We start from the raw sequence: 26,494 nt of genomic DNA, 5'->3' as shown, positions 1-26,494 counted from the left end.
GCCATGGATGACTCCGGCTATTACATACCGGCTCTCGCGATGGCGATCGCGCTCGCCATCAAGACACCCGCGTTACTGCGCTCCTGGCACGACCCGCTGCAGCGTTCCGTGTGCACGCTGATCGCCCTGTCGGGCCTGGTGTTCTTCTTCGCCGCCCCGCCGACGATCGCCGAGGTCAACCGCCTCACCGGCATCGCGAACGTCTCGGCGCCGCTCGTCTACGGCCTGCTGAGCGCCCTCAGCGCCGCCTGCCTGGTAGTGATCATCAACTGGCGCGGCGGTCCGCCGGAGGCGACCCGGCGGGCCACCCGCCGCTGGATCACCGGATACGGCGTGGTGATCGTGGCGCTGGTCGTGCTCTTCGTCCTCGGGGAGGCACCGGAGGAACGGCTGCGGGACCTCGACACGTACTACGCCAACACGCCGTTCATCCGCGAGATGATCGTGCTCTACCTCGTGTCGCTCACCGTCGCGGGCGTCGCGATGGACGTCATGTGCTGGCGCTGGGCGCTGCAGGTACGCGGCTGGCTGCGGGCCGGGCTGCTGGTCATCGCGCTCGGCTTCCTGTGCAACATCCCCTACTCCGTCACCAAGTTCATCGCGGTGGTCGCCCGGTGGAACGGCCAGGACCTGGACGACCTGAGCACCTATGTGGCGCCCGCGACGGCCTCCGCCGGGATGCAGCTCAACGCGCTCGGCTTCTGCCTTCCGCCGGCCGGCCAGCGCATCGGGGACCTCTGGAGCACCTGGTCCACCTATCGCCGACTCGGGCCGCTGTGGCGCGAGTTGAGGCCTCTCGCGCCGCCCAAGGACCGTGCCGTACGGATCTCATGGTGGTCGCCCGCCGAACTCCAGGTGACCCAGCGGGAGTCCGACATCCATGACGGCATGCTCGCCCTGTACCCGTACTTCGACGAGGAGATCCGGGCGGGCGCCTACGAAGCCGCCGTGGCCGCGGGCTCCGATCCCGTCCAGGCGCGGGCGGAGGCCGACGCGGCGATGGTGACGGCGGCGGTACGGGCCAGGGCCGCCGACCCGGAGGGCAGGGTCATCACTTCGGCGACGGCCGACGACGCGCCACCGGCGTCCGGCGAAGCACCCCGCGACCTGGTGCGGATGTCCCTGGCCCTGCGTCAGTCCCCCGTCGTCGCGACCGCCGCTTCCTTCTCGGTCAGCGGAGGTCCGCTCAACCGGGGCTTCTTCCGGCCGAGATAGACCAGGGTGAGCATGTCGGGCCGGAACAGCCGTGTCGGGTCCTTTTCCATGCTCATCACGTCCAGCAGGATCTGCATGGCGCGGGGGTTGCGCGCGCCGGCGTCGGCTGCTTTGTCGACGAAGGCGGCGAGCGTCTTCTCCAGCCGGGTGGGCGGCTGCTCGCTGGCGCCGGGCCGGAACACGTCCTGACCCACGGCCAGGCTCCACGCGTTGTCGACGGGCCGGGCCGCGGCCTTCTGGACGCGCCGTGCCGTGCCGGGTGCGGTGAGTTCCTGCTCGCGCAGGACGCCGCGCAGAGCGAGGACGCTCTGGGCCGACGCGCTCATTCCGTGCCCGTAGAGGGGGTTGTAGCCGGCGACGGCGTCACCGAGGACGGCGAAGCCTTCGGGCCAGCGGGCGGCCTTCTCGTAGTAGCGGCGCTTGTTGGCGGTGCTGCGGGTGGTGACGACGTCCGTCTCTGGTTCGGCCCTGGTGAGGAGCTCGCCGATGATCGGGTGGGCCAGCCTCAGGGCGAAGGGCACGAACTCGTCGTTGCTGCTGGTGGGCTGTCCGCCGCGGCTGCCGGACAGGGTCACCAGCCACCGGCCGCCTTCGACAGGGACGATGACGCCGCCCCGCGCCGGGTTGGCCTGGGACTCTGCCTGGACGTTGACGATCGGGTAGTCGACGGCGCCGTTCGGCGGGCGGTAGATCCGGCTGGCGTAGCCGATTCCGGCGTCGACCGTGCGCTCCTGGACGGGCGGCAGGCCCAGGTCCCCCAGCCAGTGGGGAGCGCGGCTGGCGCGCCCGCTCGCGTCGATGACCAGGTCGGCGGGCAGGGTGCGCTCCGAGTCCGCCTCGCCTATGCGCACTCCCGTCACACGGTCGGCGCTGCCTTCCAGGCCCAGCAGTTCGGTCTGTTGCAGCAGGGTGATCCGCCGGTCCGGCAGCACGTCGGCGCGGATCACGGCATCGAGCAGATCACGGGTGCCCACGAGGAAGCTGTGCCGGGCATGGGTGAACCGCCGGAACCACTGGCCCGACGGAGCCCGGGACACCAGGTCGGTCATGACGCGGGCTTTGCGCGCGCCGCGGTCGACGAGTCGGCCGGTGACGCCCGGCAGGATCTCCTCGAGTGCCTTGACGCCGCCGGACCAGAACAGATGGGCGTGGCGGGCCTGCGGCAGCCCCTTGCGTGGCCGGGGCCCGTCCGGCAGCAGGTCGCGTTCGACGATGGTGACGTCGGCGTGCTCCGCGAGGACGGCGGCGGCGAGCATGCCCGTCATTCCCCCTCCGACCACAACCGCGGTGCGACTAGGGGCAGTTCCGTCAGACAAGTCGGACACTCCTTCTGTAGCTCCCGATACCTGTTGATACGTGCTGCTCCCGGAGTCAGCCATGGTCGGCGGCCGCTCGCTCGGCGGAGCGCCGTCGGGCTTCAGCCACGATCGGGGACGACGCCAACGCCTGTGCCAGGCCCACCATCTGATGGGGTGTCGATATCGACCGCAGGGTTCCTGCGTTCGATGGCATGCCCGCGCTGTCCCTGCGCAACGCCTGCACACGGGCCGCCGCGAGCATCGCCGCTTCGGCCACCACCTCGGCCTCATCGGCGGCGAGGGTCGCGCGGGCTTTGTCGTACGCCGTCGCCCGCACCTGGTCGTCGAGGTAGGGCGAGCAGGCTAGGACGCCGTCCCAGATGGAGATCTCCTGGCGTGCCAGGCGCCTCACCGGGGGATCCCACCAGCGGATGGCCCCCGTGGCCGGCGCACGCTGCGTGCGCAGCTCCGCCGACAGGGGCAACAGCCGCCGGTAGCGCCTCCAGGCGCGGGCGTTGTTCACCAGCGGAGGCCCGATCCGGGGCAGGGCGAAGCCGCAGGCACAGGTGATGCCGGCCAGCATGACCAGCGGGGGCGAGACGACGGTGGACAGGACGTCCCAGTCCCTCCCCAGCCAACGGGCAGCCATGGCCGCGTACTTCACGCTCTGATAGCACCCGTCGAAGAACAGGCCGATGACGATCAGCGTCAGCCCGCGGCGGATCATGCCGCGTACCTCCCGCAGCCATCGCACGCTCATGACCATGAGAGCGACGGTGGCAGCCGTGTGCGCGACGAGATACAGGACGATCATCTCGCGCATGTAGGGGGTGTTGGCGTAGTACGTGTCCAGGTCACGCGCGCGTTCCACGGGAACGTCGGCCAGGGCGAACAGGACCCAGATGCCCGCGATGACCAGCCCGTAGACGCCCATCACGAGCAGGGAGGCACGCCGCCTCCGCTCCGGCGATCCGCCCTCCCAGTTGATCATCAGGACCAGGTAGCCCGCGCTCAGTGCGGTCAGGCCCGCGTACACCAGTGGAGCGCTGAAGTTGGCGACGCCGGTGACGTCGTTGACGAAACGGATGGTGGGCGGGGCGGACAGGATGCAGACGAGCGAGCCGATCAGCAGGATCAGACCGGTCGACGCCACCAGAGGGTCACGCCACAGCGGCCTTCCGGCCGAGAGCTTCAGCACGGCGGCCAGCAGGAGAAGGAGGCCGGGGATGTAGAAGACTATGCCGCTGCTCACCGTATGGGGGTTCTTTCGTCGTCTGCGGCTGGGGTGGCCGCAGCGGCGGCCGCCCGGGCTGCCGCCACGATCCGGGACGTTCGCAAGGCGTGCGCGATACCGATCAGGGACGAGCGTGTCACGGGGAGTTCGGCGTTCGCGGCGTTCTCAGTGGTCGCGGCGTACTCGCCATTCTGCGTGTACTCCAAGAGGCCCGCGGGTGCGACCGGCCCGGCACGCCGGCAGGCGTGCACAGCCGCGGCGATCATCGCCGCGTGGCCGATGCGGGCGGCAGTGTCGGCGCTGTGGCCCGCGGCACAGGCTGCTGCGTGCGCGCGTGAGCGGACGTGGTCATCGAGATGGGGACGGATCAGTCGCAGCCCGTCCTCGATTCCGGCCTCGCGTCGGGTGAGGTGGATGAACGGCGACGAGTACCAGGGAATCGGGCCGGCGAGCGGACTGCCGGGACGGGTGCCGGCGAGTTCCCTCCACAGCGGGCCGAGCCGCCGCCATGTCGTCACGGCACGCCGGACGGCGGTCGCCCACGGGCCGAGGAGCGGCAGGGTGAAGCCCGCGGTGGCGGCGGCAGCCGCCAGGCCCACGAGGCGGGGCGCGAGAATCGTGCTCAGCATGTCCCAGTCCCGGCCGGTCCACCGCGCGATCACCGCGGTGAGCTTGAGACCGCTGAAGGAAATGTTGAGCAGCCAGGCGAGGACGAGCAGCCACAGTCCGGCGCGAAGCCAGCCGTGGACCTCCCGCGCCCAGCGCCGGCACAGAACGGTGGTGGCGACGGCGGCTGTCATATGACCGAGCAGATACAGCACGACCATCGGCCCGATCCACGGCGTCGTGGCGTAGTACGTGTCGAAGTCGGTGATCCGCTCGCTGGGTGCCTCACCCAGCACGAACAAGGTGATCAGTACGGCGATCAGGGCGGCATAGCCGGCGGTCCAGCGCCGGGTGAGGCGGCGCACGTACGCGTCGGGTCCGCCGCGCCAGTGGATGATCAGCAGCAGGCAGCTGGCGCTGTAGGCGCTCACCGTCGCGTACACCAGCGCGGCGGAGAAGTTCGCGATGCCCGTCGCTTCGTTGATCCCGGCGACGGTGCGGGGAGCGGCGAGGAAGAAGCCGACGCCGCCCAGGAAGATCACCCAGCAGACGGCTCGGATCAGTGGGTCGCGCCATGAACTGAGCAGGCCGGGCAGCTTCAGTCCCAGTCCGGCCCAGCAGACGAATGCGGGTATGTAGTAGTAGGCGGAGGCGTCCATGCTCAGACCTGTGGCCGGCGGCTGCCCAGTGACGCACCGATCCGTCCCGCGATATGGGTACGGTCCGTGTTCTCCGGCTTCCCCTCCAGCCAGACCCGGAAATGGGTCACAGCTTTCAACGCGAAGGTCTCGGCGTCCTGCTCGACCTGTTCGTCGAACACGGACCGGGCGGCCACCCGCAGGACGGTCGGCTGGAGATGGCGGAGATCGGCCCGCTGGTCCAGCATCCGGGCCGCCACCGTGGCACCGGCGATGTGGTGGCCGCAGTCGCCCTTGATCATGTGCCAGATCTCGTGGAAGAGGATCGCGAGCTGGTGCAGTGCGGTCGCGCGCTGGTCGACGAGGATGAGGTCCTCGTCCGGCAGGTCGAGCCACAGTCCGGTCGCGGTCCGGTGCGGGAACTCCTCTTTGAGGAGCACGACCTTGCGTCCCCGGATCTCGCTGAGGACTTCGATCAGCGCGGCGAACAGTTCATCGGGGTCCGTGGGAATGGTCAGTTGCCGTCCGCCGGCCCGCAGTTCGGCGGTCAGGCGGTCGATGAATCGACGCATCTCCTTCTCGGCCTGGAATTCTCCTACCAGCCGCGTGACAAGGCGACGCATCGACTGACTACTCCTCACATGCCGGACTCCGACCGGCAAATATTCCAGACGTCCGGGCCCGCTGCCAGGCCTACCGGGTTTCCGGACCCTCAACCCCCTTGTAGCGCTCTCGGCGGCGCAGGATCGTGTCGATCCAGTCGGCGACCAACTCCTGTTCCGCGTCGCTCAGTTCGGCGGCCCGGTGGGCGATCCGGCGCAGCCCGTGCGCGTGCCGCAGCCTGGCCAGCGGGTCCTCGCCGGCAGCCTCGCGCAACTCGGCCAGTACGGGCTGGAGGGCGTCGTCGAGGGCAGAGGCGGGCTCGGCGGACAACCAGCCGTTGGGTGCGCCGAAGAAGAACTCCTCGATCCCGGCCTGGGTGGCCGCCAGTGGACCACCGGAGCGGGCCGCGCGCGACTCCGCCCCCTCGTCTGCCTGCGTCTTCTTCCGGCTGTTGACGAGGTTCGACAGGGATGCCCGGGACGCGCCGAAGGAGGCGGCGATCTCCCCGTACGAGTGCCGGTGCCCGTCGTCGCGGCGTCGCGTTTCCCGCAGATGCTCGAAGCGGCGGATGATCCGGTCGGTGACGTCCTCGGCGGGAGGCTCCTTGCCGTCCAGGAGTGTCGCGATGACGTCCCGGGGGACGCCGCTGTCGACCGAGAGCCGTTCCACGTCGAGCACGTCATCACGGCTCTGCCCCTCCGCGAGGAGGGCGTCGAGCCGGATCAGGGTCTCGGCGAGCGCACTGAGCGGATCTCTCACCGGCACGTCTCCCGAAGTCAGGTGGGTGGTGCGAACTACGAGTTGATGTTCCGCACGATAGCCGCTGCCAGGGCCCGCCGACCACCGAGAAGACACCCCAATAGCCATAGGCGGCTACTCCAGTTGACATCTCTGGCGATGGCTTGCAGGATCATGACACGACCTGAAGACCGGTCTTCGCGCCGCGGTGACAGCTGAATCGCCGTCACTCGGGCGCGAGGCTCGTGTGTGCCCCGGCGGGGGAGGGTGCACCGAGCGCCGTGGTCTGCGGCCGCGCACCGTTCAGGTGTGCGGCCGCAGACCGATTGTCAGTGGTGGACGGCAAGCTGGACCCAGCGCCACCGCTGTGCGACGGCGCGTGAACGCAGAGCCGAGCCGAACCGGGAGAGTCGTCCGATGCCGACCGCCGTACTGACCGATCACGAACGCACCGCCGTGCAGGCCTATCTGCGCCTGTTGCACACGGTACGAGCCGCGCTGGACGGCCCGCCCGGCACGGCACCCCGCCCCGTCGTCGTACCGCCGGCCGCCCTCGCGGAGGCCGAGCGTGCGCTGGAGGCAGCGGGCCTCGCGGGCAACGAGGAGGCGTTCTTCCGCCTGCTGCACGCCTGGTGCCCCCAGCCGTGAAGGCCCCTGGCCGGGCGCCGAGCAGAAACGGGATCAGCCGGCGTCGTACGCGACGCTCACCGCGGTCGCCACAAGCCCCTGGCCCACCGTCCAGCGCCCGTCGAAGTGGTCGACGCGGTGGCCGTCCACCACCGGGCCCGGCACCAGGAGCCGGGCGCGGAAGACACCTGACGTGGTGTGCCCGGAGGTCAGGCCGACCTCTATGTCAGCCTCGGTGAAGTCCAGCCACTTCCCGGTGAGGGGGAACCACGCCTTGTAGACCGACTCCTTGGCGCTGAACAGGAGTCGGTCCCAGTGGACCGCGGGGTGGTCGGCGGCGAGCTCGCGCAGCCGGCTGTCCTCGGCGGGCAGGGACACGGCGGGCAACACGTCGTCCGGGAGCGGCAGATGGGGCTCCGCGTCGATGCCTAGGGAGGCCAGGTCGGTGGCGCGGGCCAGCGCCGCGGCGGCGTAGCCCTCGCAGTGCGTCATGCTGCCGATCAGTCCGGCGGGCCACTGCGGTGCCCCGCGGTCACCGGTCAGTACGGCCTGCGGGGAAACGCCGAGCTTGTCCATCGCACGCCGGGCACAGGTGCGTACGAGGGTGAACTCGCGGCGTCGCTTCTCCACGGCCCGCGCGATCAGCGCCTGCTCCGCGGGGTAGAGCGTCGCGCCCGAGGCCGGCTCGTCGCCGTGTGCCTCCACGGTCACGACCGAGTCCGGGAGCAACTCCTCGATCACTGGATCCGACCTCCATCGGCAGAATGCGAGGCAGCGTACCCAGCGGTGCCGGTCCCGCGGTGAGCAGGGTGCCGCACCCCCTCGCGAGGCCGTACCAGGACGGGACGTAATCCGTAACACGGACGTAGCAGCGATCATGTCCCGGAACCCCTATGATCGGCCCTACACAACCGCGCGCTCACCGTTTCCGAACGGCGGTTTTGTGTACCTCCAAACTCCTTGGCCGGGCTCGGCCTGCTTCGCCGTGCCCGCTAACCGTGAAAGGCGGCCTGAATGGTCTCTCGCGTACGCGTCTGGCTCAACCGCACGTACGCGGAGAACGTGTTCTTCATGGATCAGCTGCGGGAGAATCCCAGCGGCCGTCCGGTCGAGATCCATGCGACGCACGGCGACCCCGACTCCCCCATCCTGGCCGCCGCCGACACGGCGGCACTGGAACCGGAGGGGCTGTCCCCGGCCGCGTACGTCGAGTACGCCCTCGATCAGTGCGCCCGGCACTCGATCGACGTGTTCCTTCCGGTGCTGCACCAGGCGGCGGTCGCCGCGCACCGCGAGGAGTTCGCCGCGGTCGGTACGGCCCTGCTGGCGCCGCCCCCCGAGGCCGTGGCGACCTTCCACGACAAGGTGACGGCGTACGAGGCTGTGCAGGCGCTCGGGATGCCGGTGCCGCCGTGGTGGCGGGTGCGTACCGAGGATGAACTCGTCGCGGCGGTCGACGCCTTGGAGGCGGACGGCCACAAGGCCTGCTTCAAGCCGGCGGCGGGAGCGGGCGGAGTCGGCTTCCGCATCATCACGCGCGCCCCCTTCTCACTCATGCACCTGGGCGGCTTCCCCAGCCCGTATGTGCCGCTGAACCTCGTCGTCGACGCGCTGCGGCAGGCCGACGGACCCGTCGACTGGCTGGTGATGCCGCGGCTGGAGGAGCCGGAGGTGTCCGTCGACTGTCTGACGGGGCCGGACGGGCGGGTGCGGATGGCGGTGGGCCGGACCAAGAACGGCCGCCGGCGCGGCTTCACGCTGCAGCCGTCCTTCATCGAGCCGGCGCGGCACATCGCCCGGGCCTTCTCGCTGCACTACCTCACGAACGTGCAGTTCCGCATGTACGGGGACCAGCCGGTGCTCCTGGACGTCAACACGCGCCCGGCCGGCGGTCTGCACCAGCTCTCCCAGTGCGGCCTCAACGCCCCTTGGGCGGCGGTGCGGTTGGCGCTCGGCGAGGACCCGGGCGAGCTGGTTCCGCCGTTCCTCGGCCGGGACTACGCGGTGGTCGCCGGCCCCCGCCCGGTGGGTGCGGTGTCCGTGCCGCAGCCGCGCCTGGACGACCACCAGCCCACCCTGCCGGCCGTCCCCGCTCCCGATGGGGGTCCCTCCGCGCATGGGGGTCCCCCCGCTCGAGCGAAGTCGAGGGTGGGGGAGGAGCCGAGAGTGGGGGAGGAACCGGCCGCCACTCCCACCCCTGCCTGACCCCTCTCGCCGGGAGCGCCTGGGTGCCCGGTCAGTCGACCGGGTACCCCCATTCACGCGCCAACTCGACCAGTCGGGGCGGCAGTTCGGCCTGTGGGTCGGCCGGGCGGGCGGACTGGATGCGGCCCGACTTGATGGTCTCGCTCCAGTCGCCGAGCTGGGGGCGGAAGGTGCCGTGGTCCTTCTTGCCGTACTCGAGCATCCCCGGCTCCCAGGGGACCTTGAGGTAGTCGCACAGGCCCCGGGTGACCGTCTCGGGGTCCGCGGTGAGCTCCTCGTACGTGATCACATGGGCGCCGGTGAGCTGCTGGCGGGCCTCGTCCAGCTTCTCGCTGTAGTCGAGGACCTCGCGGCGGATCTGTTCATGGTCCGGGTCGGCCCGACGGTTGGTGAGGGAGGTGACGACCGCGCCCGGGTGGCGGAGCAGGACGATGTAGCGGGCGTCGGGCCAACATCGTTGCAGCCGGGGCCAGATGAGGGTGTTCGGCGGCGTCTTGTCGACGATGATCTCCTTGCCGCTGCGGATGAGCTCCAGATGGAGCACGCGGTCCCACAGGACGTGTTCCAGCTCGTCCTTGTCCAGCTCCAGCGCCTTCATGGCGTCGGCCGTGAAGTCACGGGCCAGGTGGACGTGAAGGGTACGCAGGTGCATCTCGTGCGGGGCGCGGATCCGGGAGTGGCTGTTCAGCAGGACGCGCAGCAGGGTCGAGCCGGAGCGCACCGAGGACAGGACGAAGACCGGGGAGTCGACCAGGCGCGGGGCGCGCGGGGCGACGTACGAATCCTTCGGGGTCCGCTGCGCGGGCATGGCGTCGAGGCTCCGGCGGGGCGGGCTGACCGCCTGGGCCATCAGTCTGCCGCGGCGCTTCAGGCCCTTGCGGATCGCCGAGATACGTGGGTCCCGCACGGTGACACCCCTCTTTTTCTCTTACCTTCGCCTTGCCGCGCCATCCCAGGGGTACCGGGCGAACTCCAGGTGTCGTACAGGCAACCAGCCGTGGTCACGGCAGGCCGAAAACCCGCCGTGACCTGGCCTCTTACCCGTTTCTTAATTCTTGATGGAAAACGGGGTCAGTCATTCCGCCGTGACAGCCGCAAGGTCTGCACCTCGAAGGGGCGCAGCGTCACCGCGACTCCGCCGCCGTCCACGTCCGCCTCGGCGAGGGGCCGCTCCAGGAGGTCGGTGACCTGGGCGCCTGCCAGGGGGAAGCCGGTGCGCAGGGTGCCCTGGGCGCGTCCGCCACGGGACTCGTAGAGGCGTACGACGACGTCGCCCGACTCGTCGTCGGCGAGCTTGACCGCCTCGACGGTCACGCCCTCGCCCTCGACGCTCACAACCGGCTCGGCCGCACCGGCCGAATCGGCCACCCGCAGCGGCAGGTTGAGCGCGTAGCCCTCCGCGACCGTGTCCTCGATGGTCGCGCCGGGCAGCAGCGCGTAGGTGAAGCGGTGCTTGCCCTGGTCGGCCTCCGGGTCGGGGATGCGCGGGGCGCGGACCAGGCTGAGGCGGACCGTGGTGGTCGTACCGCCGTCTTCGCGGACCGTGCGGGAGACGTCGTGGCCGTAGGTGGAGTCGTTGATGACCGCGACGCCGTATCCGGGTTCGCCGATGTGCACCCAGCGGTGGTTGCAGACCTCGAAACGGGCCGACTCCCAGCTGGTGTTGGTGTGCGTGGGGCGCTGGATATGGCCGAACTGGATCTCGGCGGAGGAGTGCGCGGCCCTGATGTCCACCGGGAAGGCGGCCTTGAGGATCTTCTCCGTCTCGTGCCAGTCGATCTCCGTCTCGATGTCGATACGGGGGCTGCCCGCGCGGACGGTGATGGTCTGCGTGATGCGTGAGCCCTTGCCGAAGGCGCGCTCGACGCGGATCGCGCCGAGGAGCGGGTCCTCCTCGACGACCGTGACGGCTTCTGCGTCGAGCAGGTCCGTGTAGCGGTTCTTGTAGTGCTTGTCGATGTCCCAGGCGTCCCAGTAGTTCGGGAGGTCGGTGTGAAGCCGGAGCAGATTGCCCTCGCCTGCGAGGACTTCGCGGTCGGCCCGCAGGTCCCGTACGGAGGACAGGGTGCCGTCTTCGGCGACCTCGACGCGTACGAGGCCGTTGTCGAGGACACGGCCGGTGACCGCGACCGGCTGCGGGGGTTCGCCCGATCCGAGCGGCGCGCTTCCGTTGGCGGGGACCTCGGTGTACATCGGGACGCCGACTGAGGTGCGCACGACCTCTGCGCGGTCGCAGGGGCTCGTGTTGAACACCCGCGTCTCTCCCGAGCCGAGCGCCGCCACGGCCTCGGCGGTGAGGGCCTGGACCTCCTGGGCGACCCGTGCGTACTCCGCTTCCGCCTCCCGGTGTACCCAGGCGATCGACGAGCCCGGCAGGATGTCGTGGAACTGGTGCAGCAGGACCGTCTTCCAGAGGCGGTCGAGCTTTTCGTACGGGTAGGAGTAGCCCGGCGCGTTCAGGGCGGCGGTGGTCGCCCACAACTCGGCCTCGCGCAGGAGGTGTTCGCTGCGCCGGTTGCCCTGCTTGGTGCGGGCCTGGGAGGTGTAGGTGGCGCGGTGCAGCTCCAGGTAGAGCTCGCCGACCCAGACGGGGGCGTCGGGGTACTCCTCGCGGGCGTCCGCGAAGAACTTGTCGGGGTGCTCCACGACGACCTTCGGCGAACCCTCCAGGTCCGCGAGGCGCCGGGCGCGTTCCATGATCTCGCGGGTGGGGCCGCCGCCGCCGTCGCCCCAGCCGAAGGGCGCCAGGGAGCGCGTACCGCCGCCCTTCTCCTGGTAGTTGCGCACGGCGCGGGCCATCTCCTCGCCGCTGAACCGGGCGTTGTAGGTGTCGACCGGCGGGAAGTGGGTGAAGATGCGGGTGCCGTCGATGCCCTCCCACCAGAAGGTGTGGTGGGGGAACTTGTTCGTCTGGTTCCAGGAGATCTTCTGGGTCAGGAACCAGTCGTTGCCCGCGAGCTTGGCGAGCTGCGGATAGGCGGCGGTGTAGCCGAAGGAGTCCGGCAGCCACACGCCCTTGGTCTCCACGCCGAAGTGCTCCATGAAGAACTTCTTGCCGTGGACGAGCTGGCGGGCGATGGCCTCGCCGCCGGGCAGGTTTCCGTCGGCCTCGACCCACATGCCGCCGACCGGGGCCCACTGGCCCTTCTCGACGGACTTCTTGATCCGCTCCCACACCTGCGGGTAGTTGTCGCGCACCCACTCGTACTGCTGGGCCTGCGAGCAGGCGAAGATGAAGTCCTCGTACTCGTCGGCCAGTGCCGTGACGTTCGAGAAGGTGCGGGACGTCTTGCGCTTGGTCTCGCGGATGGGCCATAGCCAGGCGGAGTCGATGTGCGCGTGGCCGACACCGGAGACGGTGTGGGCGCTGGCATGGGCGGGCTTGGCCAGGGCCGGGGCGAGCACCTCGCGGACCGCCGCGGCGCTGCCGGAGACGTCGTCCAGGTCCACGGTGTCCATGGCCCGGTCCAGGGTGTGCAGGATCTCGTGACGGCGCGGGTCGTGCTCTTCGAGGTGGACCATCAGTTCGCGCAGCACCTGGAGGTCCAGGTCGAGGTGGAACACGTCCTCGTCCAGGACGGCGAGGTCGGCGCGCTGGAAGGTGTAGATCGGCTTGTCGCCGGCGGTCAGCACATCGCCCATGACGGTCGGGCGCGAGAAGTTCTCGGCGAGGATGTCCGGGTTGGACGCGGCCTCGACGAGGTAGTGGATCTCCTCGCCGCCCACTGCCGGGTTGCCGATCGGCACGTACTGGTTGAGCGGGTTGACGGCCTTGAGCGGGGTCCCGTCGGCGAGGTGGACGAGCGCCTCGGCCTGGTTGCCGGGCCAGTCGCCGATGAACCCGAGGTCGATGACGGCCTCGACGCGCTTGCCGGCCCACTCGGCGGGAACCTGCCCGCGCATCCGGAACCAGGTCGTCCCCCAGGGCGGGCCCCAAGGGGTGTCCATCGCGAAGGGCTCGTACGAGGCCGACGCGGCCTCCTCGAAGGAGACGGGCTCCCCCGGCGCCTGCCAGGCCTCGACCTCGAAGGGCACGGAGGCGGCGTAGATCGCGGTCTTGATGCGCTGGTCGTGGACGCGCTGGACGCGCTCCTCGATCCGGCGGCGTTCGTCATGCATGTGCGGGTCTCCTCGGAGGGCTCTGCTTCAGGCGCTGCTTCAGAGGGTCTACTACTTCAGGTACGCCAGGCCAGGGTGCTCGGCGGTGTAGCCCTCGACGAGGCGACGGGCGACGTTCACGGAGTCGACCAGCGGATGCAGCGCGAAGGCCTTCACCGCGGTCGTACGGGAGCCGGACTCGGCGGCGGCGAGCACCTCGCGCTCGACCGCCTTCACCGCGCACACCAGGCCGGTCGCATGGTCCGGGAGCGGATCGACGGCGACGGGGTGCGCGCCATTGGCGTCGACGAGGCAGGGCACCTCGATGACGGCGTCCGTGTCGAGCACTGAGAGGGTGCCCTGGTTGCGGACGTTGAGGATCAGCGTGGTGCGCTCGTCGCGGGCGATGGCCCGCATCAGGGCGAGCGCCACCTTCTCGTAGCCGCCGGACAGGTCGTCGGCGTCGCGCTCGCCGGCGCCCGCCGCGTCCCGGTTCTCGGACATGTACGTGGCTTCCCGCTCGGCCCGGGTGCTGTCCCAGGTCTTGAGGGCCGCTGCGTCGGGGCGCTTCATCGCTTCGTAGAAATGGGCCTGCTGGTCGCGCAGGAAGGCGCCGCGGGTCTTCTCGGCTTCCTGGTAGGCGCGTACGGCTTCCCGGTTGAAGTAGTAGTAGTGCAGGTACTCGTTCGGGATCGCGCCCAGGGAGCGGAGCCACTCGGTGCCGAAGAGTTTGCCCTCTTCGAATGAGCCGAGCAGATCTGGGTCGGCGAGCAGGCGCGGCAGTTCGTCACGTCCGGCGACGCGCAGGCCGCGGACCCAGCCGAGGTGGTTGAGGCCGACGTAGTCGATCCAGGCCTCGCGCGGATCCGCGACGCCGAGAACGCGGGCGATACGGCGGCCGAGGCCGACCGGTGAGTCGCAGATGCCGATCACGCGGTTGCCGAGATGGCGGGACATGGCCTCGGTGACCAGGCCGGCCGGGTTGGTGAAGTTGATCACCCAGGCGTCGGGGGCGAGCCGGGCCACGCGCCGTGCGATGTCGACGGCGACGGGCACCGTCCGCAGTCCGTACGCGATACCGCCCGCGCCGACCGTCTCCTGGCCGAGGACTCCCTGGTCGAGGGCGACCCGCTCGTCGGCCGCGCGGCCCTCCAGGCCGCCGACGCGGATCGCGGAGAAGACGAAGTCGGCGCCGCGCAGCGCCTCGTCGAGGTCGGTGGTGGCGGTCACGGCGGGCGCGCCCGGGACACCGGCCGCCTGCTCGGTGAGCACGCGGGCGACGGCCGAGAGCCGCCCCGCGTCCAGGTCGTGCAGCACGACGTCGGTGACGCGGCCCTCGGCGCGGTCCCCGAGGAGCGCCCCGTACACGAGTGGCACGCGGAATCCGCCGCCACCCAGAATCGTCAGCTTCACGCAACAACCCTTTCCACGTTCATGTCCGCACCACACGGCTCATGTCTGCACCACGCGTACGCCCGCCTCCTCCAGTGCGGAACTGGTTCCGGCGTCCGCAGGACCGTTGGTCACGACCACGTCCAGGTCCTCGGGTCCGCAGACCTTCGCCATCCCCGTCCCCGGGAACTTGGCCCGGTCCGCGAGCAGCACGACCTTGTCGGCCGCCGCGATCATGGCGCGCTTCACCGGGACTTCGACGACCGTCGTGTCCATCACCTGCCCACCGGGGCGCACTCCACTGGTGCCCAGGAAGAGCCAGTCCGCGCGCAGCTGGCGCAGGTTGTCCTCGGTGAGGAAGCCGACCAGGGAGCGGTACTCGCGGCGGACCATGCCGCCGAGCAGCACCAGTTCGATGCCCTCGTCGTCCACGAGTTCCTCGTAGACCACCAGGTTGCTGGTGATCACGGTGATCCGCCGGCCGTGCAGCTGCCGGGCCAGGCGGTAGGCGGTGGTGCCGATGTCGAGCAGCACGGACTGGCCGTCCTCGATCATCGCCGCGGCCCGCTCGGCGATGGCGTCCTTCTCAGGTACGCGCATCTCCGCGACCTCGGCGAAGGGCTGGTCGCCCTCCTCGGCGACGGCCCCGCCGTGTACCCGCGTGAGCAGGCCGTCCTCCTCGAGTTTGACCAGGTCACGGCGGATTGTGGCGGGGCTCACGCCCAGCTGTTCCGAGAGGTCGGTCACGGCGGCGGGCCCGCCGGAGCGCAGGGACCGCAGGATGAGTTGGTGTCGTCGTTCTGCCAGCACGCCGTGAACAGTACTCGTCATCTTCAATCATTTCTATGCTTGATTCTGCTCGACTATTGCCAAATTGGCTGGAAGCGCGCACGATCCTGTGCACATTGAAGACTTTTGACGAGAGGAAGCGCGCGTGGGTGACGAACGGCCCGATGTCCTGCTGACCGGGCTGCTCTTCTACGACCTCGTCCTGACCGGTCTGGGCAAGCCGCCGACTCCCGGTGAGGAGATCTGGACCGAGGGGATGGGTGCCGGCCCGGGCGGGATCGCGAATCTGGCCGTGGCGGCGGCCCGGTATGGCTTGAACACGACCCTGGCCACGGTCTTCGGGGACGACTACTACGGCGCGTACTGCCGTGACGTCCTCGCGGACCAGGAGCACGTCGACCTCTCGCTCTCCCGTACGGCGGCCGGCTGGCACACCCCTGTCACCGTCGCGCTGGCTCACGGTCATGACCGTGCCCTGGTCACCCACGGCCAGGAACCCCCGTACTCGCAGGACGCGTTGATGGGCGACCCGCCCGCCGCGCGCACCGCCCTCGTGCATATCGAGGCCGAGCCCCGCGCCTGGATCGCCAAGGCGGCGGCGAACGGCACGCACATCTACGCGGACGTCGGCTGGGACCCCACCCAGCAGTGGTCCTCCGACCTCCTCGACCAGCTCTCCCTGTGCCATGCCTTCCTGCCCAACGACACCGAGGCGATGGCCTACACCCGCACCGGCACCGCTGCCGCCGCGCTCGGCAAGCTCTCCGAGCTGGTGCCGGTGGCCGTGGTCACGCGGGGCCGCGACGGTGCGGTCGCCGTCGACCAGACCACGGGCGAGTACGCCGATGTCCCCGCCCTCGACGTCGACGTACTCGACGCGACGGGCGCCGGAGACGTCTTCGGCGCGAGTTTCGTCGCGGCCTCCCTCGGCGGCTGGTCCCTCGAGGAGCGGCTGCGTTTCGCGGTGCTGGCCGCCGGACTCTCCGTACGCCATCACGGCGGGGCCCTGGCCGCGCCCGGCTGGTACGGGGTCCACGAGTGGTGGCAGACCGTCGAGGACCCGGAACTGCGGCGTGCGTACGGCTTCCTGGCCGACCGCCTGCCCGCGGACCCGGGCCCTCCTGTCCCCCATGCCCCGGTGACCCCGCCCGTCCCCACACAGCAGCACTGAAATCCCCCCACGCGAACGAACTCATGCGAAAGGCGGTGGGAGCTGTGCGGCTCTCACGAAGGGGCCTGCTCCGCGCCGGGCTGGCCGGTACGGCCGCCACGACGCTCGGCGGCCTGGCCACGGGCTGCTCCGTTCCGACCGGTTCGACCGGCCGGAACATGGTCCTGTGGTACTGGAGCGGCGGCCTGAGCGACACCGTCGTCAAGCAGGCCCGGGTCCGTTACGACAGCGCCGTGAACCTCAGGGCCACCCAGATCGGCGGCTACTACCGGTCCAAGCTGCTCACCACGATGACCGGCCGGGCCCACATCCCCGACATCGTGGGGCTCAAGGGCGAGGACATGGCGTCGTACCTGCCGAACGCCGACCAGTTCGTGGACCTGCGGACGCTCGGTGCGGAGAAGCTCAAGAGCCAGTACCTGGACTGGAAGTGGCAGCAGGCCGTCGCCCCGGACGGCAGCCTCATCGGCTTCCCCATCGATGTGGGCCCGGTCGTGCACTACTACCAGCCCGCTGTCTTCGAGAGAGCCGGGCTGCCGCACGAACCGGAGGACGTCTCCAGGGAGATGGCCACCTGGGACGAGTTCTTCGCGGCGGGCGAGCAGCTCAAGCAGCGCGTCCGCGGGGCCTTCATTCTGACCGACGTCGGCAGCGTCTTCGAGATGTCGATCGGGCAGGGCGCCCAGCGGTTCGTGGACAAGGACGAGAACTTCATCGGCGACCAGGAGCATGTGCGCGTCTGCTGGGACCGTGCGGTGGAGGCCAAGCGCCGCGGGCTCGTCTCCAGCATCGTGAGCGGCACGCCCGACTCGATCTCGGCCAAGGAGCGGGGACGGCTGCCCAGCCAGCTGAACGCCTCCTGGGCCGCGGGCGATCTCAAGCTCGAAGTGCCGAAGACCAAGGGCAAGTGGCGGGTCGCGAACTGTCCGGGCGGCCCCTCCAACGTGGGCGGCTCGTTCCTGGCGATCACCAAGGCGTGCCGGGAGCCGGAGCGGGCCTTCGAGATCATCAGCTGGATGCTCAACGCGGACAACCAGGCGCAGGGCTTCGTCGACGCCGGACTCTTCCCGTCGACCCCCGCCTCCTACGAGATGACGAAGCTGCGCGACCCCGACCCGTTCTTCGGCGGCCAGATCACGATGGACGTCTACGGGCCGGCCGCGGAGAAGATCCCGGTCGCCTTCAACAGCCCGTTCGACATCGCGCTCGGGCAGCCCATCAGGGACGAGATCAAGAACGTCGGCGTCCTCGGCAAGGACCCGAAGAAAGCCTGGAGTGACGCCATGAGCGATTGCCGGCGCATCGCGGAGCACCTGGGGGTGAGCATCTGATGGCCACCGCGCCCCTGGTCGAAAAGCCCCCCGCGGCCGTCGTGGAGCCCCCGCCCGAGCACCCGAAGAAAGGCATCCTCAGTTACTGGCGGCTGTATGTCGCACTCTCCCCCTTCTATCTGCTCTTCCTGGTCTTCGGCCTGATACCGGTCGGCTTTTCGCTGTACCTGTCCTTCCACCGCTGGGACGGCCTCGGCTCGATGGAGTGGGCGGGGCTCGACCAGTACAAGTACCTGCTGAGCGACAGCGACTTCTGGAGCTCGATCGGCAACACGATCATCATCTGGGCGCTGGCCACCTTCCCCATGATCTTCCTGGCGATGGTCACGGCCGTGATGCTCAACTCGGCGGTCCGCTTCAGGAACCTCTACCGCTTCGCGTACTTCCTGCCGAACGTCACCTCGGTCGTGGCCGTGGCGATCATCTTCGGCTCGGTGTTCTCCACCAACTTCGGCCTGGTGAACGCGCTGTTGCAGGCGGTCGGTCTCGACCAGGTGGCCTGGCTGAACACTCCGTGGGGCATCAAGGTCGCCATCGCCACCCTGATGACCTGGCAGTGGACCGGCTACAACGCGATCATCTTCCTCGCCGGTCTCCAGACGATCCCGGGCGAGCTGTACGAGGCCGCCCGCGTCGACGGGGCCGGGCCCGTGCAGACCTTCTTCCGGATCACGCTTCCGCTGATGCGGCCCGTGCTGCTGTTCGTGCTCGTCATCTCGACGGTCACCGGACTGCAGAGCTTCTCCGAGCCTCAGGTGCTGCTGCAGACCACGGCCAACGAGTCGACGTTCTCCGGCGGTCCCGACCACGCCGGCCGGACGATGGTCCTCTACTTCTTCCAGCAGACCTTCGACAACAACGACTTCGGCTACGGCGCCGCCGTGGCCTGGGGCATCTTCCTCGTCGTCGTTCTCTTCTCGATCATCAACTGGCGCCTGGTGCAGCGCCGGGGCGAAGAATAGGCAGGCCGGTCACCATGGCAACCACCGAAGCCAGGCCCGCCGAGGCCGAGCCCGTCAAGTCCACGAAGCCCAAGCTCATCGAGGGCACCCGGCGCAGGGGCATCGCCCTCCACGCGTCGCTGATCGTCGGCGTACTGCTCTCGGCCTTCCCGTTCTACTGGGCCGTGATCATGTCGACGCACACGTCGACCGACATCTTCTCCTACCCGCCGAAGCTGCTGCCCGGCTCGCAGTTCGACGACAACATCAGCAAGCTCTTCGACAGCATCGATTTCTTCGGGTCGATGTTCAACTCGCTGCTCGTCGCCACCTCGGTGACGTTCCTGGTGCTGTTCTTCGACTCGCTGGCCGCGTTCGTCTTCGCCAAGTTCCAGTTCCCCGGAAAGCGGGTGCTGTTCGCGGTGATGATGGCGATCTTCATGGTCCCGGCCCAGCTCCAGGCCATCCCGCAGTTCGTGATCATGGCGAACTTCGGCTGGATCGGCTCGATGACCTCGCTGATCGTCCCGGCCGCGGCCAACGCGTTCGGCATCTTCTGGATGCGCCAGTACATGAAGAGCGCGATCCACGACGAACTGCTCGACGCCTCGAAGCTCGACGGCGCCGGCTTCATGCGCCAGTACTGGCATGTGGCACTGCCGGTCGTCCGGCCGGGCCTCGCCTTCCTCGGCATCTTCACCTTCATGAGCCAGTGGAACGACTACGCCTGGCCGTTGATCGCCCTCACCAACCCGGACAACGTGACCCTCCAGGTCGCCCTCTCCCAGCTCAACGGCGTCCACGGCACCACGGACTACGGGATGGTCATGACCGGTGCCGTACTGGCCCTGATCCCGCTGCTGATCGTCTTCGCGATCGGCGCCAAGCAGATCATCGCCGACCTCGGCAAGGGAGCCATCCGCTGATGCGCCGAGATCCCCTGATCGCGCTGCGCCCCTGGGAGTCGCCCGAGGTGACCTCCTGGGGCCGGCTGCCGATGAACGCCGTGGACCGCCGCGACGACGCGCTGTCCCTCGACGGCTTCTGGCACTTCCAGCTGGTGACCGCTCCCGGTGCCTCCTCTGGCGAGTGGACGCGGATCGAGGTGCCCGGCGCCTGGACGATGCAGGACGTCGGAGACCTCCCGCAGTACACCAACTTCCGCATGCCGTGGGGCGAGTACCCGCCCGCCTCGCCCGCCGCCAATCCGACGGGCGTGTACGAGCGTTCGGTGGACATCCCCGCCGAGTGGGCGGGCCGGCGGATCGTGCTCCAGGTCGGCGCGGCCGAGAGCGTCCTCCTCGTCCATGTGAACGGCCATGCGGTCGGCATCTCCAAGGACTCCCACCTCGCCGCCGAGTTCGACCTGTCCGATGCCGTACGCCCCGGGGGTCCCGCCACGCTGCGGCTCACCGTGATCAAGTGGTCGGACGCCTCGCACATCGAGGACCAGGACCAGTGGTGGCACGCCGGGATCACCCGCTCGGTGCTGCTGTACGCGACGGATGCGCTGCATCTCGGGGATGTGACCGTCCGGGCCCGGCGGGACGGACGGCTTCGGGTGGACTGCCAGGTGCGGAACGCGTCGGGGGCGCTGCCGGAGGGCTGGTACGTCACGGGGGCGCTGGAGGGTCAACTCCTCGTCCAGGACACCGAGTTCGACCGTCTCAACGCCGAGGACATGCGGGTGTCCGACTTCCTCGGCGAGGCCAGGCTGCGGACGACCGTACGGGACGCACGCCCGTGGACCGCCGAGACACCCGAACTGTACGAGCTGACGGTGCGGCTGCACCGCGGCGACGGCTCGGTGGCCGACACCTCACGCCACCGGGTCGGCTTCCGGGACGTCGAGATCCGCGGCCGGGACCTGCTGGTCAACGGCGAGCGCGTCTTCATCCGGGGCGTGAACCGGCACGACTTCCACCCGTTGACCGGACGCACGGTCACGGCGGACGACATGCGCGCGGACCTGGTCGTCATGAAGCGCTTCGGCTTCAACGCGATCCGTACCGCGCACTACCCGAACGACCCGACGTTCCTCGACCTCGCCGACGAACTCGGCTTCTACGTCGTCGACGAGGCGAACATCGAGTCGCACGACCACGCCCACGAGATCGCCGACGACCCCCGCTACCTCGGGGCCTTCGTGGACCGGGTCTCGCGCATGGTGCTGCGCGACAAGAACCACCCGTCCGTCGTCTTCTGGTCGCTGGGCAACGAGTCGGACTACGGCGCGAACCACGACGCGGCGGCCGGCTGGGTGCGCCGGCACGATCCCACCCGTCCCCTTCAGTACGAGGGCGCGGCCAAGCTCGACTGGTCCGACGAGACGGTCGCCTCCGACATCGTCTGCCCGATGTACGCCCCGATCGAGGACTGTGTCGCACACGCCCTGTCCGGCAAGCAGACGAAACCACTCATCCAGTGCGAGTACTCGCATGCCATGGGCAACAGCAACGGCACACTCGCCGACCACTGGGCCGCCATCGAGTCAACCCCGGGTCTTCAGGGCGGTTTCATCTGGGAGTTCTGGGACCACGGCATTCTCCAGCGTGTGAACGACGGCAGACCGGCCGGACGCGCAGGCGTCGGCCTGTACGACAACGGTGTCGCCGCGCCCGGCCATCGCTGGACGTACGGCGGTGACTTCGGCGAGACGATCCACGACGGGGCGTTCATCGCCGACGGCGTGGTGTTCCCGGACCGCACGCCCAAGCCGGCGATGTACGAGCACCGGGAGATCGCGGCGCCGGTACGGCTGACGTACGACCAGGGAGTGCTCCTGGTCCACAACCGGCAGCACTTCCGCACTCTGGAGTGGCTGGCCGCCGAGTGGCATCTCGTACGCGCGGACGGCGGCACGGAGAGCACACCGGCCGAGCTGCCCGACGTACTGCCCTGCGAGTCGGCCGCGGTGCCCGTACCGTTCCCGCTTTCCGAGTCTTCCGAGGGCGAGGCCTGGCTGACGCTGCGGGTCACAACGGCAGGCGACGAGGCCTGGGCGCCGCGCGGCACGGAGGTGTGTCTGCCACAGGTCCGGCTCCGTACAGGGACCACCGCGGCGCCGGTACCGGTGGCCGGTCCGCCGGCGGAGGTGGACGAGGAGGGGCTGCTGGTCCACCCGATACTGGCCGCGCCACCCGTCCTGAGCCTGTGGCGCGCCCCCACCGACAACGACGAGATCGGCGGCATGGCGGCCCGCTGGCGCGACTGGGGTCTGGACGCGCTCGTACGCAAGGTCGTGGACGTACGCCGTGAGGGCGCCGGGGTGACCGTGGTCGCCGAGTACGCGACCGGGGGCGGGACCGTACGCCACGAGCAGCTGATCACGCCGGTGGCGGGCGGTCTGCGGATCGAGGAGACCACCGAGCTGCCGGACACGCTGGACGATGTGGCGCGCGTCGGCACGGTCTTCGAGACGATTGCCGGGTTCGATCTCCTGGAGTGGTACGGGCAGGGCCCCTGGGAGTCCTATCCGGACCGGAGCGCGGGCGCGCCCGTCGGGCACCACTCGCTCGCCGTGGACGAGCTGTTCACGCCGTATCTGCGGCCGCAGGAGAGCGGCGGGCGGCACGGCGTACGCCGGTTCGCTTTGTCGGCTCCGAACGCCACGGGACTGACCGTGGAACTCGGGGCGCCGAGCCAGGTCTCGGCCACTCGCCATCGCGCGGAGGACCTGACCGCCGCCGCACACCACGACGAGCTGGTGCCCCGGCCCGGCTGTGTCGTGCACCTGGACGCCGCGCACCGCGGCCTGGGCACCGCCTCCTGCGGGCCCGACACCTCGTCCCAGTACCTCATCGCGCCGGGCATCCACCGCTGGACCTGGACCCTGTGCGTGCCCTGACGCCACTCCGTCCCACGCCATCGCACTCCATTCCCCGCCACCCCCCGCACCTCTGTTGACGCATCCCCATGGAGCAGACGTGTGTAAATCACATGCGAACGACCAGGACGAGGCCGAGCAGGCGGGCGCCGGAAGACGCAGCTTTCTGCGGGCCACGGCGCTGATCGGGGCGGCCACGGCCGTCTCGTTGCCACAGGTGGCCAAGGCGGCCTCCGCGCCGGCCGAGAAGTGGCGGCCCGACCCCGACAGCCACCGCTTCACGCTCGTCGTGATGCCCGACACCCAGTACCTCTTCGACGGACCGAGCATCGACAAAGAGCCCGTCGAGGCATCGCTGCGCTACATCCTGGAGCACGGGCAGGACGACAACATCGTGTTCCTGTCGCATCTGGGCGACCTCACGCAGAACGGCTCGAAGGCCGAATTCACCGCGATCGGCGAGGCGTTCGGGCTGCTGGACCGCCAGGGCGTCGGCTACAGCGTCCTCGCGGGCAACCATGACGTGAGGTCGTCCACCGACGACCAGCGGGGCCCGACGTCGTATCTGGACGCCTTCGGGCCAAAGCGGTTCGCGGGCAAACCCACCTTCGGGGGCGCCTCCCCAGACGGCTACAACACCTTCCACCTCTTCAAGGCGGCCGGACGGCAGTGGCTCGTACTGGCCCTGGACTGGCGGCTGTCGGACAAGGGTTACGCATGGGCCAAGGACGTCATCGCCCAGCACCCGAAGACGCCCGTCATCCTCACCACGCACGAACTGGTCTACAAGGACGACACCCTCTCCTCGCACGGGCAGCAGTTGTGGGAGCAGCTGATCGATGACCACGACCAGATCTTCCTCACCCTGAATGGGCACTACTGGCCGGCCGGCCGCGCCACCCGTGAGAACGCGGCCGGGAACGAGGTGCATCTGCACTTGACCAACTATCAGAACCGCTACTTCGGTGGCGCTGCGATGATCCGCCTCTACCACTTCGATCTGGACCGGAACGTGATCGACGTGGAGACGGTCTCCCCGTGGATCCTGGGCCGGGCCGCGGAGGGGATCAACGAGCTGGAACGGCAGGAGATCGAACTCAGCGGCGACGCGGACCGGTTCTCGGTGCCGATCGACTTCGAGGAGCGCTTCTCGGGTTTTGCCCCGGTGCCCCCGCGCCCATCCCGGCCGGCATCGCAGGTGCTGATCCCCGGCACGGTCGCCTACTGGCGCTTCGACGGGACCGAAAACAAGGCAGGCGGGGACGCCGTGACCGGCACCGTCCGCGACCTGTCGGGACGCGGCAACCACCTCACCCTGGTCACCGTCGGCGGCGGCAAGCTCACCTGGTCGGCGGACCATCACCCGGACCAGCCCGGCCATGGCAGCCTGGAGTTCCACGGCGGCAAGCCGCCGCTGAAGGGGGCGTATCTGCGCACGTTCGACGGTGTGCCCCTCAACTCGGCGACTTTCAAGGCCGGTTACACCATCGAGGCGTTCTACCGGCTGCCCGACGACTGGGACCCCTCACACCACGCGTGGGCCGGGCTGCTGAGCCGCACAGGTACCGGCGGCGCCGCGGGCAAGACCGCCGACGACCCGGACGAGCCGCTCGCCACCCTCTCGCTGTCGAACGACCGCGAGCCGCAGTGGGCCGTGCGCCCGCTCAACCAGGAGGGCATCGCCACCAACTGGGGCCAGGAGACTCCGCTGGAGACCTGGTGGCACCTCGCGGTCGTCAACGACGGCACGCACACCACGCTGTACGTCCAGGGCTGCCCCGTCGTCCGCAATCCGAAGGCCTCCGCCGTCGGCCTCACTTCGGTCGGTCTGCCGTGGCTGCTCGGCGGCTACGAGTACGCCGGGAAGATCGACCAGATCCTGCACGGGCGGCTCGGCGACGTCCGGATCGTCGAGCGGGCGCTGCCGGTCACGGCGTTCATGAACCGCTGAAACCCATCAAACCCCATCCACCCCCCATGCTCGACGCGTGTCCGATCCCCTCAAGGAAGAGATCACCCCATGTCCGAGCAACAACTGCCCAGTTGGGCAGATCCGTCCGTCTCCCCCGCCGCCCTCGATCCGCAGGGCCTCTCCAGACGTCAGCTCATGCGCCGAGCGGGCCTGTTCGGCGCCGCCTTCGCGGCCGGTTCCCTCGCGACTCCCGCGGCCGCGGGGTCCCCCCGGCTCGGCGGCTACGACCCGCAGCTCGCCTACCTCGTCGGCGACCACCACCTCCACACCGTCTACAGCCACGACGCCAAGTACACATTCAGCCAGGTCGCCCAGGCCGCTGCCGAGTACGGCGTCGACTGGATGGTGTTCAACGAGCACTCCAACTTCGGGCACGCGAAGTACGGGGCGCAGATGGAGCACGAGGAGATCCTCAAGACACGCGCCGCGAATCCGCGCCAGCTGATCTTCCAGGGCCTGGAGTGGTACATCCCGGGCGCCGAGCACTGCACGGTCTTCGCCGCACCGGGCCCGCACGAGGTCGACATCCTCACGAAGTTCGAGCTCGCCTACGACGGCAAGCTGCTGGGCTACGACAAGGGCGGCCCGAACCACCCGGACACCCCACGCAACGAGGCGCACGCCGTCGCGGCCATCAAGTGGCTCGCCGAGCAGCGCCGCAGCGGCTACGTCGACGACGTGCTCGTCCTCGCCAACCACCCGCTGCGCCTGGGCATCGACTCCCCGCACGAGATGCGCAACTGGCGGGACGCCGCACCCGAGATCATGATCGGTGTAGAGGGCGCGCCCGGCGCCCAGGGCGGCGGCATCCCCGGCTGGCGCGGTCCGACGTCGATCCGCGGCGAATACGAGAACAAGCCCTCGGAGAACTCCTGGCCCGGCTATCCGGCCGACGCCTATGTCACGTACGGCGGCTTCGACTGGATGACGGCCACCGTCGGAGGCCTGTGGGACGCCATGCTCGCCGAGGGCAGGCTGTTCACGATCACCACCAACTCCGATGTGCACCGGGTGGTGTTCGACACCTGGAAGAACGGTGACTGGCTGCCCGGCCAGACCTTCGACAGCACCGGCCGGCTGCCCGACCCGGTGAACACGACCGAGCCGCAGCCGGGCGGCGACTTCTGGCCCGGCCAGTTCAGCCGTACGCACGTGGGCGTGACCCGCTACGGCTACCGCGCGGTGATGGCGGGCCTGCGCGCGGGCCGGGTCTGGCTCGACCACGGGCACCTGCTGGACGGCCTGGACGTACGGCTGAAGCGGGACGGCGACGGCGGCCGGGGCGTCACCCTGGGCGGCCGGCTGCGGGTGCGCCCCGGGGAGAAGCTCACCCTGACCGTGACCGTGACCACGACCTCGCGTCCCAATGCGCACGGCATCCTGCCCGAGCTCGCCCATGTCGACGTGATCCGCGGCGCGGTACGCGGCCCGGCGGCCGACCGCGACGAGTGGCGCGCGCCCGACACGAAGGTCGTACACACGAAGGACGTGTCCGGCCGCGAGGGCACGTACACCCTCCGGATCCCGCTGGTCGCGGGCGACGAATCCTTCTACGTCCGCCTCCGCGGCAGCGACGGCAACCGCAACGCGGCGGGTTATCTGGGTGCCTCCGTGGATCCCCATGGCCCGATCCCGCACGAGCCGGGCAACGGCGACCCGTGGGTGGACACGTGGTTCTACTCGAACCCGGTGTTCGTGGATGTGGTGGGCGCCTGATTGCCCCTCTTCAAGTACACGGGGGCTGGGCGCCCCTTCAGGGGCGCGGGGAACTGCGCGACCAGCCACGAACGGCCCGCAGTTCCCCACCCAG

At 69.7% G+C, this 26,494-nt stretch carries 20 protein-coding genes; 10 read left to right on the top strand and 10 right to left on the bottom strand.

Annotated elements, in window-relative coordinates; all coding sequences use genetic code 11:
* Positions 1–3 precede the first annotated feature (3 nt).
* Positions 4–1,215, top strand: coding sequence for an MAB_1171c family putative transporter (locus ABD357_RS38150; protein WP_344395929.1), 1,212 nt, complete (start codon positions 4–6; stop codon positions 1,213–1,215).
* Here ABD357_RS38150 and ABD357_RS38145 read toward each other — a convergent pair.
* From ABD357_RS38145 to ABD357_RS38125, 5 genes are all read right to left on the bottom strand, one after another.
* Positions 1,134–2,531: an FAD-dependent oxidoreductase gene (locus tag ABD357_RS38145; protein ID WP_344395928.1), complete on the bottom strand. Its 1,398-nt coding sequence runs from the start codon at positions 2,529–2,531 to the stop codon at positions 1,134–1,136. The genes ABD357_RS38150 and ABD357_RS38145 overlap by 82 nt on opposite strands.
* Positions 2,532–2,586: 55 nt before the next feature.
* Positions 2,587–3,765: a DUF6545 domain-containing protein gene (locus ABD357_RS38140; protein ID WP_344395927.1), complete on the bottom strand. Its 1,179-nt coding sequence runs from the start codon at positions 3,763–3,765 to the stop codon at positions 2,587–2,589.
* Complete coding sequence (locus tag ABD357_RS38135) at positions 3,762–5,012, bottom strand: MAB_1171c family putative transporter (RefSeq protein WP_344395926.1); 1,251 nt, start codon at positions 5,010–5,012, stop codon at positions 3,762–3,764. The genes ABD357_RS38140 and ABD357_RS38135 overlap by 4 nt, the downstream gene beginning before the upstream one ends.
* Positions 5,013–5,014: 2 nt before the next feature.
* Positions 5,015–5,614, bottom strand: a complete 600-nt coding sequence (locus tag ABD357_RS38130; protein WP_344395925.1) for a toxin-antitoxin system, toxin component — start codon at positions 5,612–5,614, stop codon at positions 5,015–5,017.
* A gap of 70 nt (positions 5,615–5,684) precedes the next feature.
* Positions 5,685–6,353, bottom strand: a complete 669-nt coding sequence (locus ABD357_RS38125; RefSeq protein WP_344395924.1) for a hypothetical protein — start codon at positions 6,351–6,353, stop codon at positions 5,685–5,687.
* 396 nt (positions 6,354–6,749) lie between these two features.
* Here ABD357_RS38125 and ABD357_RS38120 point away from each other — a divergent pair, with 396 nt between their 5' ends.
* On the top strand, positions 6,750–6,980 hold the full coding sequence (locus ABD357_RS38120) for a hypothetical protein (RefSeq protein WP_344395923.1): 231 nt from the start codon (positions 6,750–6,752) through the stop codon (positions 6,978–6,980).
* A gap of 33 nt (positions 6,981–7,013) precedes the next feature.
* Here the strand turns inward: ABD357_RS38120 and ABD357_RS38115 are convergent, their stop codons facing one another.
* Positions 7,014–7,700: a 4'-phosphopantetheinyl transferase family protein gene (locus ABD357_RS38115; protein ID WP_344395921.1), complete on the bottom strand. Its 687-nt coding sequence runs from the start codon at positions 7,698–7,700 to the stop codon at positions 7,014–7,016.
* Between the two features lie 273 nt (positions 7,701–7,973).
* Here ABD357_RS38115 and ABD357_RS38110 point away from each other — a divergent pair, with 273 nt between their 5' ends.
* Positions 7,974–9,164 (top strand): ATP-grasp domain-containing protein, encoded by a 1,191-nt coding sequence (locus ABD357_RS38110; protein WP_344395920.1) that lies wholly within the window; start codon positions 7,974–7,976, stop codon positions 9,162–9,164.
* Between the two features lie 31 nt (positions 9,165–9,195).
* Here the strand turns inward: ABD357_RS38110 and ABD357_RS38105 are convergent, their stop codons facing one another.
* From ABD357_RS38105 to ABD357_RS38090, 4 genes are all read right to left on the bottom strand, one after another.
* Entirely contained in the window at positions 9,196–10,071 is an 876-nt protein-coding gene (locus tag ABD357_RS38105) for a sulfotransferase family protein (protein ID WP_344395919.1), read from the bottom strand.
* A gap of 164 nt (positions 10,072–10,235) precedes the next feature.
* Positions 10,236–13,283 (bottom strand): alpha-mannosidase, encoded by a 3,048-nt coding sequence (locus ABD357_RS38100; protein ID WP_344395918.1) that lies wholly within the window; start codon positions 13,281–13,283, stop codon positions 10,236–10,238.
* A 51-nt stretch (positions 13,284–13,334) separates the two neighbouring features.
* Positions 13,335–14,675, bottom strand: coding sequence for a 6-phospho-beta-glucosidase (locus tag ABD357_RS38095; RefSeq protein ID WP_344395917.1), 1,341 nt, complete (start codon positions 14,673–14,675; stop codon positions 13,335–13,337).
* A gap of 39 nt (positions 14,676–14,714) precedes the next feature.
* Positions 14,715–15,464, bottom strand: a complete 750-nt coding sequence (locus tag ABD357_RS38090) for a DeoR/GlpR family DNA-binding transcription regulator (RefSeq protein ID WP_344395916.1) — start codon at positions 15,462–15,464, stop codon at positions 14,715–14,717.
* 124 nt (positions 15,465–15,588) lie between these two features.
* Here ABD357_RS38090 and ABD357_RS38085 point away from each other — a divergent pair, with 124 nt between their 5' ends.
* The 7 genes from ABD357_RS38085 to ABD357_RS38055 all read left to right on the top strand — a co-directional run bounded on the left by ABD357_RS38085 (position 15,589) and on the right by ABD357_RS38055 (position 26,400).
* Positions 15,589–16,614 (top strand): carbohydrate kinase family protein, encoded by a 1,026-nt coding sequence (locus tag ABD357_RS38085; protein ID WP_344395915.1) that lies wholly within the window; start codon positions 15,589–15,591, stop codon positions 16,612–16,614.
* Positions 16,615–16,658: 44 nt separating this feature from the next.
* The gene (locus ABD357_RS38080; protein WP_344395914.1) at positions 16,659–17,945 is read left to right on the top strand and encodes an ABC transporter substrate-binding protein; all 1,287 of its coding nucleotides are present in this window, start codon (positions 16,659–16,661) and stop codon (positions 17,943–17,945) included.
* Positions 17,945–18,907 carry a carbohydrate ABC transporter permease gene (locus tag ABD357_RS38075; protein ID WP_344395913.1) on the top strand — a complete coding sequence of 321 codons (963 nt, stop codon included), beginning with the start codon at positions 17,945–17,947 and terminating at the stop codon, positions 18,905–18,907. The genes ABD357_RS38080 and ABD357_RS38075 overlap by 1 nt, the downstream gene beginning before the upstream one ends.
* 14 nt (positions 18,908–18,921) lie before the next feature.
* Positions 18,922–19,812, top strand: a complete 891-nt coding sequence (locus tag ABD357_RS38070; protein WP_344395912.1) for a carbohydrate ABC transporter permease — start codon at positions 18,922–18,924, stop codon at positions 19,810–19,812.
* Entirely contained in the window at positions 19,812–22,733 is a 2,922-nt protein-coding gene (locus ABD357_RS38065) for a glycoside hydrolase family 2 TIM barrel-domain containing protein (RefSeq protein ID WP_344395911.1), read from the top strand. Before ABD357_RS38070 ends, ABD357_RS38065 begins: the two co-directional genes overlap by 1 nt.
* A gap of 79 nt (positions 22,734–22,812) precedes the next feature.
* On the top strand, positions 22,813–24,663 hold the full coding sequence (locus tag ABD357_RS38060) for a LamG-like jellyroll fold domain-containing protein (protein WP_344395910.1): 1,851 nt from the start codon (positions 22,813–22,815) through the stop codon (positions 24,661–24,663).
* Positions 24,664–24,732: 69 nt separating this feature from the next.
* Positions 24,733–26,400 (top strand): PHP domain-containing protein, encoded by a 1,668-nt coding sequence (locus ABD357_RS38055; RefSeq protein WP_344395909.1) that lies wholly within the window; start codon positions 24,733–24,735, stop codon positions 26,398–26,400.
* Positions 26,401–26,494 lie beyond the last annotated feature (94 nt).

It is taken from the genome of Streptomyces vastus (genome assembly GCF_039532825.1).
Lineage (GTDB): Bacteria > Actinomycetota > Actinomycetes > Streptomycetales > Streptomycetaceae > Streptomyces > Streptomyces vastus.
The sequence above is the reverse complement of the archived record's forward strand: the minus strand, read 5'-3'. Positions and strand labels throughout refer to the sequence as shown.

Coding starts and splice junctions, on each gene's coding strand:
- ABD357_RS38150 (WP_344395929.1), top strand. CDS start 4: ATGGATGACTCCGGCTATTACATACCGGCTCTCGCGATGGCGATCGCG.
- ABD357_RS38135 (WP_344395926.1), bottom strand. CDS start 5,012: ATGGACGCCTCCGCCTACTACTACATACCCGCATTCGTCTGCTGGGCC.
- ABD357_RS38130 (WP_344395925.1), bottom strand. CDS start 5,614: ATGCGTCGCCTTGTCACGCGGCTGGTAGGAGAATTCCAGGCCGAGAAG.
- ABD357_RS38120 (WP_344395923.1), top strand. CDS start 6,750: ATGCCGACCGCCGTACTGACCGATCACGAACGCACCGCCGTGCAGGCC.
- ABD357_RS38110 (WP_344395920.1), top strand. CDS start 7,974: ATGGTCTCTCGCGTACGCGTCTGGCTCAACCGCACGTACGCGGAGAAC.
- ABD357_RS38100 (WP_344395918.1), bottom strand. CDS start 13,283: ATGCATGACGAACGCCGCCGGATCGAGGAGCGCGTCCAGCGCGTCCAC.
- ABD357_RS38075 (WP_344395913.1), top strand. CDS start 17,945: ATGGCCACCGCGCCCCTGGTCGAAAAGCCCCCCGCGGCCGTCGTGGAG.
- ABD357_RS38070 (WP_344395912.1), top strand. CDS start 18,922: ATGGCAACCACCGAAGCCAGGCCCGCCGAGGCCGAGCCCGTCAAGTCC.
- ABD357_RS38065 (WP_344395911.1), top strand. CDS start 19,812: ATGCGCCGAGATCCCCTGATCGCGCTGCGCCCCTGGGAGTCGCCCGAG.
- ABD357_RS38055 (WP_344395909.1), top strand. CDS start 24,733: ATGTCCGAGCAACAACTGCCCAGTTGGGCAGATCCGTCCGTCTCCCCC.